This window comes from Wolbachia endosymbiont of Drosophila tristis (genome assembly GCF_028981745.1).
GTDB lineage: Bacteria > Pseudomonadota > Alphaproteobacteria > Rickettsiales > Anaplasmataceae > Wolbachia > Wolbachia pipientis.
Genome location: NZ_JAPQLN010000111.1, coordinates 91,695 through 110,580 on the forward strand (window position 1 = coordinate 91,695; position 18,886 = coordinate 110,580).

Sequence of the window (18,886 nt, forward strand, 5' to 3'; positions counted from 1 at the left end):
TAAAGAGCTAAAGATGCTGATAAGCTCCGACCAAAAGGTAATGTGACATTTTTCATTTCTGGATGTACGCAAATCACCGGTATAGAGAAGTCACCTAACCCACTGTTGTATGACAGAAGGAACAGGGTAAGCCTGTATTTCCGCCTATATGGCAAGCAAACCGCAAGGAACGCTGATGAAAATGCAGGTAAAGGATAATGGAGAAAGCGAATGCCATTTTGTAACGAAATGTATAGAATTTGTAACATTAATTCGCGTGAAAACGAGCAGATTTCCATTTGGTCCCTCGTGACAAGAAACTTTGTTAACCACTTGAGGTAGAGAAGCAGATGACCTTACCCACAGAAATGATGAAGAAATTAGGAATATTTTTTACAAAAAGGACAATACTAACAAAAGAACTTTATTCTATTTAAAATATAAAGTTACAATAAATTTTCCTGTCATCTCCAAATAAATTACATTAACTTAGTATTGTATATTGTTAATAACTTAAATAATACAACCATTTTCAGCAACAAAAACCAAAGGTCTTGAGATACAAGATATTTGTATGGTTACTATGATAGTTCCTTTTTTAAGAAAGTTTTAAATTTCATACCTAACAATAAACAACTTTAGGTTTAAATTTATGAAATCAGTTGTTATATACATCAGCAAATACGAATTTAACTGGTGTTATGGACTTAAATAAATTTACCGAAAAAGCAAAAAGTCTAATTCAAAGTGCTCAAATGAAAGCGTTGGGAGCTGGGCATCAGATTTTTATGCCTGAGCATTTACTAAAAGTGATGCTTGAAGATGAATCAGGTTTAGTTCAGGATTTGATAAACGCTTGTGGTGGAAATGTGCAGAGTATTTCCGATGCTGTGGATAGTGCAATAAAAAAGTTGCCAGTAATTGAAGGTCCAGGAAGTGGTGGCCTTCAACTTTCAAGAGAAATAGCAAAAGTTTTTGAAGATTCAATTGGTATTGCAAAGAGAAATAAAGATTCATTTGTTGCTGTCGAGCGTTTACTGCAGGGCCTCACTGCACAAAAAGATGATACTGTAGGCAAAATTCTGGCAGAGAATGGTGTGACTCCACAAAAACTGAACTCAGTTGTTGCAGAAATGAGAAAGGGCAGCAGTGCGGACTCGCCAAACAGTGAGGAAAAATTAAATGCGGCAAAGAAATATACAAAAGATGTTACAGAGCTTGCTATGCAAGGAAAGCTTGATCCTGTAATTGGTCGTGATGAAGAGATCAGAAGAACTATGCAGGTATCACTGAGGCGGACAAAAAATAATCCAGTGCTGATCGGTGAACCTGGTGTTGGAAAAACTGCAATAGTTGAGGGGCTTGCAAATAGAATTGTTGCAAACGATGTACCACTTGGTTTGCATGATGCAAAGGTCTTAGCTTTGGATCTTGGAGCACTAATTGCTGGCACTAAGTTTAGAGGAGAATTTGAAGAAAGGTTAAAAGCAGTTATTAATGAGCTTTCGAGAGCGGAGGGAAAAGTTATCTTGTTTATAGATGAGCTTCATACTTTAGTTGGAGCAGGAGCAATAAGTGGTGCAATGGATGCCTCGAATCTGCTGAAGCCTGCTCTTGCGCGTGGAGAAATTCGCTGTATAGGAGCCACAACTTTAGATGAATATCGTCAGCATATAGAAAAAGATCCTGCACTTGCAAGGCGTTTTCAGCCTGTGTTTATCTCTCAACCAACTGAAACTGATACCATTTCAATACTCAGGGGTTTGAAGGAAAGATATGAGGTGCATCATGGTATAAGAATTACAGACGGTGCAATAATTGCTGCTGCAACGTTATCCAATAGATATATAACAGATAGGTTTTTACCTGATAAAGCAATTGATTTGATTGATGAAGCAGCAAGTAGGGTGAGAATTGAAATGGATAGCAAGCCTGAAGTTATTGATGAACTTGAGAGAAAGGTTATACAGCTAAAGATTGAAGCAGAGGCTCTAAAAAAAGAAAGTGATGAAAATTCTAAACAGCGTTTAAAAAAGATAAATGAAGAGATCGAAAATCTAAACAGTAAATTTGCTGACTTGAACAGCAAATGGCAGATGGAAAAGAATAAAATAGCTAGAATACAAGAAACAGCCGAAAAATTAGATAACGCTAGAAAAGAGTTGGAATTAGTTCAGCGTAGTGGGAATTTGGGAAGGGCAGGAGAGCTGATGTATGGTGTGATCCCTCAGCTTGAGAATGAATTAAAAAATCAGGAAAAGGTTACTGATAGTTTCTTAAAGAAAGAAGTGACTGGAGATGATATTGCAAACATTGTTTCAAAGTGGACGGGAATTCCAGTTGATAATATGATGCATAGTGAAAAGGAAAAACTCCTTAACATGGAGAATGAAATAGGAAGAAGAGTAATAGGGCAGAAAGATGCAATAGAAGCGATAAGTAATGCAGTTAGGCGCTCCCGCTCTGGGGTGCAAGATACCAATAAGCCTTTTGGTTCATTTTTATTTTTAGGTCCAACTGGAGTTGGTAAAACCGAACTTGCGAAAGCCTTAGCTGAATTTCTGTTTGACGATCAATCAGCGCTTTTGCGTTTTGATATGTCAGAATATATGGAAAAACATTCTGTTTCAAAGTTAATTGGCGCGCCTCCAGGGTATGTTAGCTATGAACAAGGTGGCAGATTAACTGAAGCGGTAAGAAGAAGGCCATATCAGGTTATTCTGTTTGATGAAATCGAGAAAGCAAATCCAGATATATTTAATCTATTGCTGCAAATCTTGGATGAGGGTAGACTCACTGATAGTCATGGTAAATTAATTGATTTTCGCAACACCATACTGATTTTAACTTCTAACCTTGGCGCTGAGATAATGCTAAAAGGGAATGTTGATTCTGTAAGAAATGAAGTGATGCAAATAGTTAAATCAGCATTTCGTCCAGAATTTTTAAACAGGCTGGATGAAATTATTATATTCCACAGTTTAACCAGAGATGACATCTATAAAATTATAGATGTTCAATTTTCTTATTTACAAAAAACACTTGCTAAGCGTAAACTGAGTATAAGTTTGTTGCAGGAAGCTAAAGAACTAATAGCACAAACTGGCTATGACCCTGAATATGGAGCAAGGCCCTTAAAAAGGGTTATACAAGAGTGTATTCAAAATAATTTAGCTAAATTAGTTTTATCAGGGGAAGTAGTAGAAAATGATGAGCTAATAGTGTACGCTCTTGATAATGAAATCTTAGTTAAAAAGGTTTAAGTTCACTGTGTATTTTTGTTAAAAAAAATGTGTATAGATCATAATGTTGACACTGAGTCTTTATTTAAGTTAGCTGATCAAGAAAATCAGCAAGATAAAGAAAAAATTAAAAAATTTATTAAGTATTTTTATAGTTTTGTTTATAAAAGCGACCTAAAAGCCAATGATAAGTTTTTGCTATATATTGTAAACGATGCTTACAATTTTGTTTCTCAAAAAGAGAAAGATGAAAGTAAGTTAGTAGTAAGCAATATAGATGATATACCAGGAATAGAAGGCGATTTTACCACGATTAAGATAACAAACGATGATATGCCATTTTTGGTTGACTCCGTTATTGCAACTATTAAGTCGCACGATTTAACCATATGCTATTACAGCAACAGCATAATTAACATTAAAAGAAAAGATGGCCTAATAGACGAGATTTACTCTTTGGAAGAAAGCAATGGAGTCAAAGAGTCAGTCATATATGTAATTATCAAAGGTATAAGTGACAGCTTTGTTGATACATTAAAAGAATCTCTACAGAAAACGCTGAAAGCGGTTAATTGCGTTGTGAAAGATTGGCACTTAATGCTCAAGAAACTTGATGAGGCAAGTCTTTCTGTCATCCCAGCTGGGATCCAGGAAAAGGACACGTGGATTCCAGTGTCACGCACTGGAATGACACCAGACCGAAATCAAGAGCAAAAAGATTTTCTAGTTTGGTTAAAGAATAATAACTTCGTATTTCTAGGTTATCAAGAATATATTGCTGGTAAAGATGAAAAACTCGTCTGTGACAGCAAAAAGGACCTTGGCCTGATGAGAGTAGGTCAAAGTACGTTGATTCCTTCTGCAAACCTTGATTCCCTATACATATTGAGATCAGATCTAATCTCAATAGTCCATCGGCGTACATACATGAATTGTATAGGAGTAAAAGAATTTGATGACCAGGGTAATGTGGTAAAGGAACGGCGTTTTTTCGGGCTATTTACTTCTGTAGCGGAGGTCCAAGATATTAGAACTATTCCAATAATAAGAGATAAAGTTAAAGTTATAGAAAAAAATGCAGGGTTTGTAACCGGGGGCCACAATAACAAAGCTTTGATTTCTATTTTGCAAGTGTTCTCTTGTGATGAATTATTCCAATCAAATGAAGACGAATTATTTAAAATTTGCATTTCGATCATGTCTCTTGCGATTAGGCCAAGGGTCAGATTATTTTTAAGAAGAGTCGGGGATTTTATTAGTTGCATAGTGCTGATACCGATGCGTTATGCTAGCGCTAGGCTAATGTTCAAGATACGTGACATATTGAAGGATGAGACAAGTGCAGGAAGTTCAGATATTTATAACAATCACATTATCAATGAATATGATTTGATGAAATTGCATGTAGTGCTAAAGACCAAAAATGCTAGCGTTCTTGATGATGAAGTTTTGCGTATCGAAAACAAATTAAGAAACATTACAGAAAAGTGGGAAGATCGTTTTATAGACAATTTATACAATACTTTTAGCACTGTTGAGGATATATTCATCCGTTATTGCAAGGCATTTCCAATAAGCTATCAAGAGAGTTTCGAACCTCATGACGCATATTACGATATGAAAAAATTGGAGATAGTGAGGAAGAAAGGAGTTAGCGAGGTCGATTTAAGACTTACTCGTGATAATCTTAATTATCAATTAAAGGTTTATACTCCAAACAATGGAGGCCTTGAATTATCGAAGATATTAAGGATCACTAAGAATTTGGGAGCTAAAATTCTATCTCATAATGGCTATTACATAGAAATTAACGGTGGAATATGGATACACCATTTTGTGTTGTCAAGAGTCGATGAATTAATAGACAACATTACTCTAAAAGAGCAATTTGAAATAACACTTGCGAAAGTGTTTAGCAAGGAAATTAAAAATGACTATTTCAATAGTTTGATCATTATTGCTGGGCTCAAGTGGAAAGAAGTGCTTCTGGTTAGAGCGTTAAGTGCTTACCTAAAGCAGACGTCATTTAACTACAATCCAGAATATATCCAAAAGGTAGTCTCAGAGCATCCAAAAATAGTAAAGTATTTGATACAACTATTTCATGCAAGATTTGATCCTAACATAGACATTGATAGAGCAGAAACTACGGACATTGTCAGAGAAAAAATTGAGGAACTTCTAAAAGAGATCAGCAATGTTTCACATGATTACGTTTTGTGCTCGATATTTAACTTGATAATGGCTATTTTAAGGACCAGTTATTATCAAGACGATAAACCATATTTATCTACAAAATTTGACTCAAGTAAAATAAATGGTTTACCTGATCCTCGTCCGTATCGTGAATTGTATATTTATTCAAACCTTTTTGAGGGAATACATCTAAGAGGAGGGAAATTAGCCCGTGGTGGCTTAAGGTGGTCGGATAGGACGGAAGATTTTCGCACTGAAGTTTTGGGGCTCATGAAAGCTCAGATGACAAAAAATGCGGTTATTGTCCCTGTTGGTGCAAAGGGTGGGTTTGTAATAAAGCAAGCTTATAAAGATAAGAATATTTTAAGAGAGAAAAGTGTTGAGTGCTATAAGAGTTTTATCAGAGGAATGCTTGATATTACTGATAACGTGGTTGATGGTAAAATAATTCCACCAGAGAATGTGATTAGGTATGATGAAGATGATCCATATCTCGTGGTTGCTGCTGATAAAGGAACTGCTTCATTTTCTGATTATGCCAACCAGATAGCCTCTGAATATAACTTTTGGCTTGGCGATGCATTTGCATCTGGTGGATCAGTAGGTTACGACCATAAGAAAATGGGTATTACAGCAAGAGGTGCATGGATTGCAGCACAGAGGCATTTTTGGAAAATGAATAAGGATATTTACCAGGATGCAACTGTTATTGGAATTGGGGATATGGCTGGCGATCTATTTGGAAACGGTATGCTGCTTTCAAAAAATATACATTTAATCGGCGCATTTAACCATATGCATATTTTTATTGATCCAAATCCTGATGCAGAAAAGAGTTTCACAGAACGTAAACGTCTCTTTAAGTTACCATTTTCAACCTGGATGGATTATAACAAAGATTTGATCTCTCAGGGTGGCGGGGTATTTGAGCGTAGCAGCAAGCAAGTAAATCTTTCTCAAGAAATGAAAAAATGCTTGGACATAACGGAAGATACGTTATCTCCAAGTGATTTGATTAGATATCTACTCAAAGCAGAAGTGGACTTCATATGGAACGGAGGAATCGGCACGTTTGTTAAGGCAAAGAGTGAAAGTCATAGCATGGTCGGTGACAAAGCAAACGATGAATTAAGAGTAAACGGTAAGGATATTAGAGCTTCTATGTTTATAGAGGGTGGAAATCTTGGTTGTACACAGCTTGGGAGAATAGAATATGCTGAAAGAGGTGGATATATCAATGCAGATTTTGTTGATAATTCAGCCGGAGTGATATGTTCGGACCTTGAAGTTAACATTAAGATTGCATTTGTTTCAGCTATGAAAGCAGGGGGTATTTCTTTAGAAAAAAGGAATGAAATACTGGCAAGTATGGTGGATGAAGTTGCATCCAAGGTGCTTGAGAACCACAACAGAATTGAAACAAAAGCATTACTTCTTGAGTGTTTGCAAGCTAAAGAGAGATTGGAGCAGGACCACAGGTTACTGCTCAGTTTAGAAAAATCTGGGCTGTTAAACCGAAGCGTAGAATTTCTTCCAGCTGACGAAGAGGTAGCAAGGATGTTAACCGGTGCAGAAGGTTTCAGTTCTCCTCAGCTTTCTATTCTAATATCTTATGCTAGAACAGCAATAAAAAATAAAATTATACATTCCGATCTGCCTGAAAAAGATCTTATATCTAATGACTACTTGCTAGGTTATTTTCCTAAAAAGATGTCAACAGAGTTTAAGGATTTCATATTAAAACACCAACTTCGTAGAGAAATTATCTCCACTTGCATTGCAAATGATGTTGTAAATAGGATGGGCTGTATATTTATTAATAATTTAGTTGAGAATACTGGAATTAAGGTACACGAAGCAGTTAACATATATATCGTTGTTAACCACCTATATGATTTAAATAACCTGTGGCAGAAAATTGATGAATTGGATGGAAAAATTGATATTAACTCATACTTGCAAATAGTGAGAAATGTGCAGAAATTTATTGGCAGAGTATCGTTTTGGTTAGTAAAAAATCTTAGCTTTGTAGAATTGGATGATGTTACAAAATTTAAAGATGCAATTGAAACTTTAGGCCATGATGTTTTAGATGAACACCTGTTAAAGGTCTATAATCATGGATACACTTCTTTAGTGGAACTTAATATAGATAAAGATCTAGCAAAAAAAATTGCTGACCTGTGCGTTCTTACTTATGCACTGGATATTATATCTGTTGCTGAACAGACATCTTTGTCCATTCTTGATGCTGGTAAAATATACTTTGAGTTAAAGTCGCTGTTAAGATTCGATCTGATTAGGACAATTGCCATCAAGATGAAAAGCCGCTCTTCTTATTGGGATCGCAGCTTAGTTAATGATTTATTGGACGATTTAAGCAATTACCATCACAAGCTAGCTGTTAAAGTCATAAAAGCTACTGATAACCCTGAAGATAAGGTTCAAACCTGGGCTTGTAATGATAAGGACTACATAGAACGTTATAATAGTTTTTTAGATGAGATGGTTGCTTCTAAACTTGATTTAAGCAAATTAATATTTATAATCAGAAGGATTAAAGTACTTGCTTCATAGGAAAATGTTCAATATAGGTCTTTCAGAAATTTTAGTTGTAGCTTTAGTGAGCATAATTGTTCTTGATAAAAATAAGGTACCTGTATTTATTGATTTTATTAAGACTATATATAGGTATTTTACAATTGTAAGGTTAAAAGCCAGAAGGTTATTGAAGGATGCCGGAATTGAAGACTTATATAAAGAGTGTAATACTGAGAAAGTAAATTACATAGTTGGTAAAAATGGTAAGCTTTATCCTACTTACGATATAGATAATACATCTAAAGATAATGACAGCGAAGATTCTGGTAGTAGATGATGTACTATCTAATGTCAAGCTTTTAGAAGCTCGACTAAAAGCAGAGTACTATACGGTTATCGTAGCTCATGATGGTGAAGAAGCTATAGATTTAGTAGCAAAGCAGCAGCCTGATATTATATTACTTGATATCATGATGCCAAAGATGAATGGCTTTGAAGTTTGTAAGGAGCTAAAGAGTGATCCCTTGACAACCCATATTCCAATAATTATGGTAACTGCGCTGCATGATACTCATGATAGAGTGCAAGGTATTAATGCTGGCGCGGATGATTTTCTGACTAAACCAATAAACGAAACTGCTTTATCTTCACGAATTAAGTCTCTCACACGCTTAAAGATGATTATCGATGAATTGCGTTTGAGAGGAGAAACTAACGCTGAGATTGGTGGAGTCGCAGGAAACAGTATTATGGATTATTCCAATCAGATTTTTGATGCTAACGTACTTGTTATAGATGAGGATGTTCATCAAGCAGAGCAGATATATAATATATTAAAGCAACGCTTTAGGTCAATTAAAATACTGAGTGATCCAATGGAAGCATTGAAGGTTGGTATTGAGAATGGTTACGACCTGATCATTTCTGATATGCAATTTTCAAAAACTGACGGCTTGCGTTTGTGTTCTGAGTTTCGTAGTAAGGTGGAAACACGTTATACACCAATTCTGATTCTTTCTGAGGATTATGATAAAAACAATTTAGTAAAAGCACTTGATGTAGGTGCTAATGATTATTTAACAGTACCTTTGGATGAGGGTGAGCTAATAGCAAGGGTTAATTCGCAAGTAAAACGCAAAAGATATCAAGATGCCTTGAGAATGAATTTATTTAATAATGCGGAAATGTCTATAAAGGACCCATTAACTAACTGTTATAATAGAAGATATTTTGATGCACACTTAAGAAACATTGTTAAGGACTCTGTGGAAAAGGATAGAAGGTTGTCTCTTATGATACTTGATATAGACTATTTTAAGATAGTGAATGACAGTTTTGGGCATAGTGCTGGAGATGAACTTTTAAAGCAAATACAGAAAAGAATTTCTGAAAATATCAGAGTGACAGATTTACTAGCTAGGTTTGGTGGTGAGGAGTTTGTTGTTGTAATGCCAGATACCAATGTATCAGATGCGTATACTATTGCGGAGAGAATACGAAAAATTATTGCTAAAAAACCTTTTATACTTGCGGATAAAAATACAACCCACGATGTAACTGTGAGCATTGGAATTGCAGAAATGCAAGAATCTGACCTTGACAATATTAAAGAATTTATAGTACGTGCCGACAAATATTTATATAAAGCAAAAAACAGTGGTAGAAATAGAGTGGTTACTGGCTATAGCTAAAGTGGCTTAAGTTTGCCGACAACCGTCATTCCGCTACTAGTTAGCGGAATCTATGCTGAGATACCGCGAATGAATCGCGGTATGACGGTTCGCGGCAGCATGACGATAAGGTTTATACCTTGTCATTCCAGTGCTTGACACTGGAATCCAGTTTTCCATATAATCTCATCGAAAACGTTGTAACCACTTTCCATGCTAGTTTGCTTGTTCACAAGCAAACTTTTCTGGATCCCAGTGTCTGGGCACTGGGATGACATCATAGGGGCGCTGGGATGACACCCTGACAACCGTCGTCCCGCTGCTTGTTAGCTGGATCTATGCTAAGAGATACCGTGAATAAATCACGGTATGACGGTTCGCGGTGGCATGACGATAAGTTCGTCATCCCGCTACTTGTTAGCTGGATCTATGCTAAGAGATACCGCGAATGAATCGCGGTATGACGTAGGACTGCTAAGATTAAAGCGACAACATGAGGTTTCTCAGCTCTGGAAATTTCACGTTTAACTGCAAAAATAGATACTTATTTAAAAAATATCCTGTGACTTTCAGTCCTAACTGAAATTCTTGGAATGAGTAGCTGTTTTGTAGGTTATTATTGTATACATCATGTAACATTTGTGGAAAAGGTAGGAGTTTATCTGCATAATAATCTCCTACTTTTTTTGACACTGCTCTACCAGTTTTTGGAGAAATAAATTGTAAATTTTCCTTAACACCTGTTACAGCGCATTTGGATAAGTCTAACTTGAATCCCAATTGCGTAAGAAGCAGAAGCTCTAAGTTAAGATAATGGCTTTGCCAAGACTGATTGTTGTGTTTAATTACATCGATGAAATATCGAAAATTGTCATACAGCATGGCACAGGGTTCACTTTCTGGAAGCACTTTTTCTAAAATAGAGGAGAAAGAAACAATAGTAATGCTTTTTAACCTATCTTGAAAGAAATGATGGAATGGAGATTCGATTAATTCGCACTTAAAAAAACCTAGATTTTCAGGTAACTTAGCACTCCATTCTGCATGTAATAGATTACTTATCTGAAACTTATAATTGCTATTGTTTGTTAGCTTAGTTAATCCCCTGCGCTTTCCATGATTTTTTGTAAACAGAGAAAGAATTAAGTTTTTATCGCCGTATTTTTTAGCAGCTATAATGATGCCTTCATCTTTCCATCTCATTTAGAGTGTATTGACCGTATGATATATAGGATAGTGCACCTAGAGCGTGTAATCCATAAAAATCACTTACTCCGTTACTGTTTGCTTCCAAAGTTTCAAGGCTATGAGAGAGTAAGTTATTGGCTGCCACTCTTCTTCCTGAGCCTGATGCATTTCATACTGAGCTTTTGGTTTGCTAAATAATTGTTTGAATGATTTTAGTAACATTACTTTTCCTCGTCTGAAATTTTGGATAATTCAGCTTCTAATTCTTCTATCGTCGGTAAAGCTGTTTTTATGTTCTCTGGTAGATTTTCAGTTATTCGATATTCTGCTAGCCCTATTGGCTTGTTCATGTCTCGGAGTGTATATTTAGCAAGTACATCGTCTTTAGATTTACATAAGATTAACCCTATAGAAGGTTGATCTGTCGAGTGCTTCAGTAAATCATCAACTGCAGAAAGATAAAAATTCATTTTACCAGCATATTCCGGCTTAAAATCCTTATCTTTTAGTTCAATCACTACGAAGCAACGTAACTTTAAATGATAGAATAATAAATCAATATAAAAGTCTTTATTACCAACATCTAAATGAAATTGTCTACCAACAAATGCAAATCCTTCACCGAGTTCTAACAGAAATTTTTCCATATGCCCTACGAGTCCTTTTTCTACTTCTCTTTCATGAGCATCCTTACCTATACTTAAAAAATCAAAAATATACGGATCTTTTAATGTGTAATGTGCTAGATCGGATTGTGGAGATGGTAATTTTTCTTTAAAATTAGTTATTGCTTTTCCTTGACGTTTATGTAGTCCAAGTTCTATCTGCATCACCATAATGTTACGTGACCAGCCATGTTCAATAGCTTTTTTTACATAAAATAATCTTATTTCATGACTTTCTATTTTTTCCAAAAGAGTGATATTGTGATACCAAGTTAATTGTGCAAGAGGCTCCTGCACAAATTCAACATCAGGATATTCTTCGGCAAACTTACGCATATACTTCAGATTTCTCATGCTAAAGCCTTTCATTTCTGGAAATGTACTTCTCAAATCCTTACTTAATTGATCAATTACCTTAGCTCCCCAGGTATGTTCTTTTTGGCGTTTTAGGATCTCTGTACCAATATGGTGGTAAAGCAAAATAAGCTTACTATTTACTGCAAGTGCTGCTTTATAACGGTTTGTTGCAATATGATCCTTCAATTGCTCTAAAAATTCTGTATATTCTTTTGCTATAATTTTTGTCATACGGTTCCTTTTAATCCATTATACAATTCCTTTGTCTGTCGAGAAGACAATCTTCCGCTTGCCTTCAGCTTTGAAGGGATTCCTTATTGACTTCAAACTCGTCCATCAACTAAAATATATTGACTTTACGTGCAATATTAGCTTTAAACCAGTAAAACAAGCTGCTTAACATATGCGTTTTTTCTATTCGAATTATATTCTTTTTTTGTCTTTATGTTGTTTTTTGCTTTTTTCGTTATCTTCAACAAAAGCCCAAACGAATGATACGTTAGCTGTTCCTATACCACAAAGGAAAAAAGAAATAGTTGAGCACACTGTTGTAGCACAACCGAGGCAAATTATCGAAATGCAAGAAGAAGTCATTATTAACGAGGGTAAAGAATTCATTCCAATTCCAAAAAGAAAAAAAAGTGTAGAGAAAAAACTAAGAAGGGATGTTAGAGGGGCAAAAAATGAAATAGGAAACGAAAAAAGCGTTGAGAGCAAAAAGGATGAATTAGTTGTAACAGAAATTATTAACTCTATAAGAGACAAGCTCACAAAATGCTGGAGCATTCCTGAAAGCATAGCTTACAAAGAAAATTTTAATATAAAAATTAACTTATTGTTATCCAGTCAAGGCGAGATAATTATGGCGGATGTAGCAGACAGTGATTCCTATCGAAATAATCCACTTTTCAGGTCGATAGCAGATAATGCAATGCGTGCAGTATATAAATGTAGCCCATTGACCGGCTTGCCTACTCAGCACCACCACATTTGGCGTGAAGTAACACTAGATTTTATTCTATAGCTAAAGTAATTCTATAATTTAATAAGCCCACTGTATCCGTTCAGAATAGCAGCAAGGTAGTATAACCATAGAGTAAAAGTGAGTTTACAACAAATGGTGTCATCCCAGTGCTTGACACTGGGATGGCTTTGTTGCATCGCTACTTATGAAAGGCTAACTATAGTTAGGATTATAAGCAACCTATTGAAAATCTTGTTTTTTTGCAATCAATCTGATCAAATTTAAGAATAGTAATTTGTTATTTATATTAATAAATTTAATTCTATTGAAAATAGCTAAAGCATTGAAATTCTTGAATTTTAGCCGGATTGGTAAATGGTAGTGAAATTTCTTTTACTCAAATTTAGGTATTCATTGACCGTTCTTGTTATAAATACCAGAATAATAAGCTACTGATATTCCCTATCTTTTTTATCTTTAATCCATCATAGCTAGCGATGCAACAAAGCCCACTGGGATCCAGTTTTCTTTACAAATTCACCAAAAGTGCTTCATTCTATAACGCAAAACCCATACTTACCAAACCCAATGCATTACTTGCAATTAAGTTTCCTGGATCCAAGTAGTCTGGGCACTGCCGTCATAAAGGAACTAGTGTCAGCTACTTTCATGACACCCTTCTGGTAGGCCCAAATCGCAATGTTCGTACAGTTATGGAATGAACCGCGGTATGACGTAGGAAGATCTGAGCAAACTTTCAATCAGAAACAGCCAAAGATCTCTCTAAGATGTCAGTTTCTTTTGTATCTTCAACTTTACCGTCCTGGTCGAATGAAATTTGCAGAGACTTACTACTATACTTCCTTTTTCCTAAAAAATTTGCTTGTTTAATTTTATATGAGACATAGTACCAAACATTGTCATCGAACTTTGATACTAATGTTGGTGATCCTAAAGTGTGAACCACTTTTTCTTTATCGTCACCTACTTTTATCTTGCTCCACAATTCAACACTAATGCCAGGAGCTCCGTGATTGTGAATAGTGTGAGTGCAGCTCACTGTAAATAATAAAATAAAAGATATTAATACTCGCATTTCTGTTGATAAATTACTTGAAGCTATAATACACTAATAAATTATCTGCCGTCAAATTTCAAAAAAGTTAAATTGACTGATTCTCAATATCACTTAATATAATATTTACTTTAGAAAATAATAGGTGTCTTATGTCATTGTTAGAAGCAGATCCAATATACAAACCTTTTAATTACCCTTGGGCGTATGATGCGTGGCTGCAGCAACAAAGAATCCATTGGATACCTGAAGAAGTTCCGCTCGCTGATGACGTGAAGGATTGGAAAACTAAACTTTCAAGTGTAGAAAAAAATCTACTAACCCAGATCTTTAGATTTTTTACTCAGGCAGACATTGAAGTAAATAACTGCTACATGAGGCATTATTCAAATATATTTAAGCCAACAGAAATATGCATGATGCTTGCAAGCTTTTCCAATATGGAAACCATACACATTGCAGCTTATTCTTATCTTTTAGACACAATTGGCATGCCAGAAAGTGAGTATCAAGCATTTTTAAAGTATGATGCTATGAGAAAGAAATATGAATATATGTTGGAATTCGAGGAAAGCAAAAAACACGATAAAAAACATGTAGCTAAAACTCTAGCAGTGTTTGGTGCATTCACTGAAGGGTTGCAGTTATTTGCATCATTTGCAATTTTGCTCAATTTCCAACGTTTTGGAAAAATGAAAGGAATGGGGCAGATAATCGCCTGGTCAGCCCGTGATGAAACTTTGCACACCAATTCAATTATCATGTTATTTAATACATTTATTAAAGAGAATAATGAAATTTGGGACAACGAGTTTAAAGAGGAATTATATTCTGCATGTCGCACCATCGTTGAACTTGAGGACGAATTCATAAAGCTTGCCTTTGATTTAGGAGATGTTGAAGGACTATCCGCAGAAGAAGTGCGCAATTACATACGCTACGTAGCAAACAGACGGTTAATGCAATTAGGTCTTGAGTCCATATATGATGTCAATGATAATCCTATTCCGTGGCTTGATGAAATACTAAATGGCGTTGAACATACGAATTTCTTTGAAAATAGAGTAACAGAGTATAGCCGCGCAGCAACTCAAGGCACGTGGGAAGAAGCTTTTACTGAAAATGACACGAATAATAAGTGAATGCTAATTTCACTCTTTTTTGTCATTCCACTTTCATTACACCATTTGCTGTGCAGTTTAGACAGTTTTGCTTTACTTAACAACTAACTTACCATATATATGTCCATAGGACATTGGTATATAAGAACGTGCTACAACTATTAATCTTACTCACGGTCATCACTTCAGCTGCATTCTTTGGTCATTTAGTTCCAATGGAAGTAAAAACCTTCTTGTACTCAACGAGCCTTAGTATAAAAGAGGTTTTGCTATTTATAATGCCTTTTATTATTTTTGCGTTAATCTTTAGCAGTGTTAACAATCTTAAGCAGTCAGCTATAAAGTTCATATTGTTACTTATTATAATGATCTTCTTATCGAATCTGGCTTCAAGTTTAATAGCTTATTCTGTTGGGCATTTTATCATACAAAACACTTATTCAATACAAGATATAACGTATGAAGAAACAATTGTTCCCTTATGGTCGTTTAGACTGCCTGCATTGCTTTCTAATTTTTATGCCCTTGCTTGTGGATTTGTGTCCAGCATAGTAGTGTCCACACTGCTACCCAAAAAAAGCAGAGAGCTTTCGAACAAAATGTTAGATTTAACTCTCTTTATTTTGAAGACGTTTTTGACGCCGATTATTCCAATATTTGTACTTGGGCTTGCTTTAAAAATGCAGCATGATCAAGTTTTATCTATAATATTTAAGGATTACTCAATAATTTTCATTATTATAGCATCTGCAACCTATCTTTATGTTTTCCTCTTATATGGAGCAGCAAATTCATTCAAGATCACAAGCTGGATAGCTAGTATAGGCAATATGATACCGGCATTTATTACTGCAATGAGCACAATGTCTAGTAATGCAACTATGCCGCTTACTCTTGAAGGAAGCAAAAAAAATGTAAAGCAACCTGACATAGCATCGTCTGTTGTGCCCATAACTGCTAGCTTTCATTTAGTAGGTGATTGCTTTTTTATTATAATATTATCAATGATAATTGCCTCCGGTTATTCATTGTGCACAACAGACTATGTAACTTTCCTTCTCTATTTTTTGTTATTTAAGTTTGCTATCGTGGCAGTTCCGGCAGGAGGAATTATGGTAATGCTACCTATTCTTGAGAAATACCTCAAATTTTCTCCAGAAATGCTTTCGTTAATCACAGCACTGTATATAGTGTTTGATCCAATAATCACTTCAGCAAACGTTATGGGTAATGGTGCCTTTGCTATAATGTTTACAAAACTCTATGATAAGCTTAAGTAATGTCTATTTTAGCGATTGATACTGTAGGTATTGGTAGTGCAATAGCAATAGTTGATTATGATGGTAACTGTTTTGTAGAGCACAATTCCGCCAGCAACAATCATGCAGAATCATTTTTTCAAATTCTGAATACTTTGTTTGATAAGCACAACTATAATTATGATAAAATAGATCATTTAGTGGTAGTAGTTGGACCAGGAAGTTTCACTGGAATTAGAGTTGGTATATCAGCTGCACAAGGTATAAATCTTGCTACAAATAAGCCATTATACGGAGTTAGTGCGCTGGAAGTTCAAGCCTACGCAATATCTTTGCTTTGTACGAATAACAAAAAAAATATCAGAGCTATAGTCAAAAATGCTCAAGGGTTTTATACGCAGTTATTTGATTTCAATTTATTGCCACTATCTGCACCTGGATCCCAGTGTCACGCTACAAGCAGTACACATATGGATTGCAATTTAAATGCTAGCCATGCAGGGCTATTAGTCCGTTATAGATTAGAGAACAAGCAAAAATTAAATGAAGTTGAAGCTCTATATTTAAATGAGCCTCAGTATATGAAATCATTATAGACTATTCTTTCGCGTACATGCAATGTTACTAAGCTTGTGCATCTGGTTTACTATCTCTTGAGCTACTTCTTTTATACTCATATCTGAATTTTCTATCTCTATGGCACTTGGTGGTATAAATAAATCGTCAGTCCTAAATTTCTCTACAATGCTATTTAGATTAATCACCTTCCTATTTTTTCTTTGCCTTTTTAATGCAATACGCTTTTGTAATGTCGGTAGATCACACCTAAGTACCACAGGAAGGATTTCTGTGTTCATTTTTTTACTAAGCCTTACTATTGAATCATACATCCTCATGTTCTGGTCATTATTTTCCATCAACTCATCAATAAATATGTAATTTTTTGAGTGAATCGGATAATTTTCTATTACCTGAAGCATAATTTGCATAATGCTATATATTCTATCTTGAACTTCTTTAGGTATTTGATCACGTTCAAAGACACCATCGTATATAGAGCAAGCTTGAACATTGTTATAGAACTTACTATTTACAATTAATGCGTTTATCATATTAGATAATTCTATTGCTGTGGAAAGTGTACCACTTCCCGAAAGACCAGAGAGATATATGAAAAATCCTGCTGGCTGTTTTTTTGTGTTAATATTTACCATATTATTTTGAATCTTGAAACTTACATTTATAATAACATAAAAATGAAGCTTTAAAACATATGAAATATTATATAGAAAATTACTTTTGCAGTTAAGATATTATGTAATTTAAAAACATAAATTCTGTATATAAACTCTATAATAACGATAACTATTTTTAAGCAAGCTACAACACAAAAGTGTTTGGTATTCAGAAAGCAAGACAGAGTGGCATAGACTTATTAGTTTACTACAAGTCTCTTTTCGCGTATAAACCTTCAGAAGATTCTAACAGAGGATTGTGTTGTTAACAAAGAGCAGAGTAAAAAGGGATCTAGTCTATGCCTATCAGATTTTGTCCTACCTTAAGTTCGATGATCATACATATACTCACCTTTCAGTGCGTTCTGAAGATCAAAAGTCGTTTTATATTTATCCGTTTGGTATGCGTTTTGATGAAGTAGATGAACGTTCGTTAATGAAAGTATCATTTGATGGAGATGTAATTGAAGGCAAAGAATATCAATATAATAGAACTGGCTATATAATTCATGGTTTTGTTTATCAAGCAAGGAAAGATATTCAAGCAATTTTTCACTTGCATACACCTTCTATTGTAGCGGTTTCTTCTCTCAAAGATGGGCTGCTTCCTATAAGTCAATGGGCACTGCACTTTTACAATAAAATCTCTTACCATAATTATAATTCCCTAGCACTTAGCGATACAGAAGGAAAGAGGTTAATAGCTGATCTGAAAGAAAATTTTGTCATGTTAATGCGTAATCATGGATCTATAACGTGTGGTCGGACTATACAAGAAGCAATGTTTTACTCGTATCATTTAGAACAAGCGTGCAAAACTCAATGTTTAACGTTAGCAATGAATAAGGAGTTATCAATTCCAAGTGAAGAAATTTGCTCAAAAGCTGTAAAGGATCTCCTATCTTTTGAAAGCAATCTTGGTGAGAGGGATTGGCACGCATGGGTTAGACTAATTAAAAGTAAGTTGTAAGAGACTTTCGCACTACTATCTGTCATCCAAGTAGTGACCTTACCCAGAAAAAGTAGAGAGAAAGTTAAGACGTTTTTGGAGTAAAATAAAACGTTTTTTCAAAATATGACAAATAGAAGAGAATATACAGCAGAATTCAAATTAGAAGCTGTTAAGCTGGTTAAAGAAACAGGTCAAGCAAGTACAAAAATAGCAAAAGATCTAGGTATAGATGGCAGTATGTTAAGTAAGAAAATATGATGGAAAAATGTCTGTAGCATACGCATTTCCAGGCAAAGGCTCCTTATGACAAAGAAAGATTTGATCTAAAAAAAGAGCTAATAAGAGAAAGAGACATCTTAAAAAAAGCCCTGGGCAAAGAAAAAGAGTAAAGTATTCTTTTATATAGAAATTGCTATAAAACACAGGAACTATGTAGGGTTTT

18 protein-coding genes and 1 pseudogene are annotated in these 18,886 nt (G+C 34.9%); 12 read left to right on the forward strand and 7 right to left on the reverse strand.

All coding sequences use genetic code 11. The features are described 5' to 3' along the window. A partial coding sequence (locus OZD64_RS05790; RefSeq protein WP_010962445.1) for a hypothetical protein occupies positions 1 to 278 on the reverse strand: 278 nt, incomplete at its 3' end. A gap of 402 nt (positions 279 to 680) precedes the next feature. On the opposite strand from OZD64_RS05790, the gene clpB reads away from it, so the two are divergent. Genes clpB through OZD64_RS05810 form a run of 4 tightly spaced genes read left to right on the forward strand, consistent with a single transcriptional unit; the run spans position 681 to position 9,649 of the window. Then, positions 681 to 3,242 (forward strand): ATP-dependent chaperone ClpB, encoded by a 2,562-nt coding sequence (gene clpB, locus OZD64_RS05795; protein ID WP_274999498.1) that lies wholly within the window; start codon positions 681 to 683, stop codon positions 3,240 to 3,242. A 27-nt stretch (positions 3,243 to 3,269) separates the two neighbouring features. Further along, on the forward strand, positions 3,270 to 7,994 hold the full coding sequence (locus tag OZD64_RS05800; RefSeq protein ID WP_274999499.1) for an NAD-glutamate dehydrogenase: 4,725 nt from the start codon (positions 3,270 to 3,272) through the stop codon (positions 7,992 to 7,994). Positions 7,995 to 7,998: 4 nt separating this feature from the next. Next, positions 7,999 to 8,295 carry a Sec-independent protein translocase subunit TatB gene (gene tatB / locus OZD64_RS05805; RefSeq protein WP_010082258.1) on the forward strand — a complete coding sequence of 99 codons (297 nt, stop codon included), beginning with the start codon at positions 7,999 to 8,001 and terminating at the stop codon, positions 8,293 to 8,295. Then, positions 8,267 to 9,649: a PleD family two-component system response regulator gene (locus OZD64_RS05810; protein ID WP_010082259.1), complete on the forward strand. Its 1,383-nt coding sequence runs from the start codon at positions 8,267 to 8,269 to the stop codon at positions 9,647 to 9,649. Before tatB ends, OZD64_RS05810 begins: the two co-directional genes overlap by 29 nt. Before the next feature lie 122 nt (positions 9,650 to 9,771). On the opposite strand, the gene OZD64_RS05815 is transcribed toward OZD64_RS05810, so the two are convergent. The 4 genes from OZD64_RS05815 to OZD64_RS05830 form a co-directional block, all read right to left on the reverse strand. Further along, positions 9,772 to 9,936 (reverse strand): hypothetical protein, encoded by a 165-nt coding sequence (locus tag OZD64_RS05815; RefSeq protein ID WP_010962440.1) that lies wholly within the window; start codon positions 9,934 to 9,936, stop codon positions 9,772 to 9,774. Between the two features lie 172 nt (positions 9,937 to 10,108). Beyond that, a complete protein-coding gene (recO, locus tag OZD64_RS05820) occupies positions 10,109 to 10,831 on the reverse strand; it encodes a DNA repair protein RecO (protein ID WP_010082260.1) in 723 nt (240 codons plus the stop codon). Next, positions 10,815 to 10,961, reverse strand: coding sequence for a hypothetical protein (locus OZD64_RS05825; protein WP_007548499.1), 147 nt, complete (start codon positions 10,959 to 10,961; stop codon positions 10,815 to 10,817). The genes recO and OZD64_RS05825 overlap by 17 nt, the downstream gene beginning before the upstream one ends. Positions 10,962 to 11,037: 76 nt before the next feature. Further along, the gene (locus tag OZD64_RS05830) at positions 11,038 to 12,069 is read right to left on the reverse strand and encodes a PDDEXK nuclease domain-containing protein (protein ID WP_038199734.1); all 1,032 of its coding nucleotides are present in this window, start codon (positions 12,067 to 12,069) and stop codon (positions 11,038 to 11,040) included. A 172-nt stretch (positions 12,070 to 12,241) separates the two neighbouring features. On the opposite strand from OZD64_RS05830, the gene OZD64_RS05835 reads away from it, so the two are divergent. From OZD64_RS05835 to OZD64_RS05845, 3 genes are all read left to right on the forward strand, one after another. Further along, the gene (locus OZD64_RS05835; RefSeq protein WP_022626225.1) at positions 12,242 to 12,862 is read left to right on the forward strand and encodes a hypothetical protein; all 621 of its coding nucleotides are present in this window, start codon (positions 12,242 to 12,244) and stop codon (positions 12,860 to 12,862) included. Positions 12,863 to 12,940: 78 nt separating this feature from the next. Next, a complete protein-coding gene (locus tag OZD64_RS05840; RefSeq protein WP_155975170.1) occupies positions 12,941 to 13,087 on the forward strand; it encodes a hypothetical protein in 147 nt (48 codons plus the stop codon). Positions 13,088 to 13,299: 212 nt separating this feature from the next. Beyond that, on the forward strand, positions 13,300 to 13,428 hold the full coding sequence (locus tag OZD64_RS05845) for a hypothetical protein (protein ID WP_255325705.1): 129 nt from the start codon (positions 13,300 to 13,302) through the stop codon (positions 13,426 to 13,428). A 131-nt stretch (positions 13,429 to 13,559) separates the two neighbouring features. Here the strand turns inward: OZD64_RS05845 and OZD64_RS05850 are convergent, their stop codons facing one another. Beyond that, complete coding sequence (locus OZD64_RS05850) at positions 13,560 to 13,898, reverse strand: outer membrane protein assembly factor BamE (RefSeq protein WP_006279908.1); 339 nt, start codon at positions 13,896 to 13,898, stop codon at positions 13,560 to 13,562. Positions 13,899 to 14,029: 131 nt separating this feature from the next. Here OZD64_RS05850 and OZD64_RS05855 point away from each other — a divergent pair, with 131 nt between their 5' ends. From OZD64_RS05855 to tsaB, 3 genes are all read left to right on the forward strand, one after another. Then, complete coding sequence (locus OZD64_RS05855; RefSeq protein ID WP_006280119.1) at positions 14,030 to 15,019, forward strand: ribonucleotide-diphosphate reductase subunit beta; 990 nt, start codon at positions 14,030 to 14,032, stop codon at positions 15,017 to 15,019. A gap of 128 nt (positions 15,020 to 15,147) precedes the next feature. Next, positions 15,148 to 16,278 (forward strand): cation:dicarboxylate symporter family transporter, encoded by a 1,131-nt coding sequence (locus OZD64_RS05860; protein WP_006280118.1) that lies wholly within the window; start codon positions 15,148 to 15,150, stop codon positions 16,276 to 16,278. Continuing rightward, the gene (gene tsaB / locus OZD64_RS05865) at positions 16,278 to 16,853 is read left to right on the forward strand and encodes a tRNA (adenosine(37)-N6)-threonylcarbamoyltransferase complex dimerization subunit type 1 TsaB (protein ID WP_038199733.1); all 576 of its coding nucleotides are present in this window, start codon (positions 16,278 to 16,280) and stop codon (positions 16,851 to 16,853) included. Before OZD64_RS05860 ends, tsaB begins: the two co-directional genes overlap by 1 nt. Here tsaB and OZD64_RS05870 read toward each other — a convergent pair. Beyond that, on the reverse strand, positions 16,848 to 17,471 hold the full coding sequence (locus OZD64_RS05870; protein WP_038199731.1) for a hypothetical protein: 624 nt from the start codon (positions 17,469 to 17,471) through the stop codon (positions 16,848 to 16,850). The two genes, tsaB and OZD64_RS05870, sit on opposite strands and share 6 nt — an antisense overlap. Before the next feature lie 280 nt (positions 17,472 to 17,751). Here OZD64_RS05870 and OZD64_RS05875 point away from each other — a divergent pair, with 280 nt between their 5' ends. Both OZD64_RS05875 and OZD64_RS06900 read left to right on the forward strand, forming a co-directional pair. Then, positions 17,752 to 18,462 (forward strand): class II aldolase/adducin family protein, encoded by a 711-nt coding sequence (locus OZD64_RS05875; protein WP_010082280.1) that lies wholly within the window; start codon positions 17,752 to 17,754, stop codon positions 18,460 to 18,462. Between the two features lie 105 nt (positions 18,463 to 18,567). Further along, positions 18,568 to 18,886 (forward strand): annotated as a pseudogene (locus OZD64_RS06900) (transposase); the annotation flags it as partial.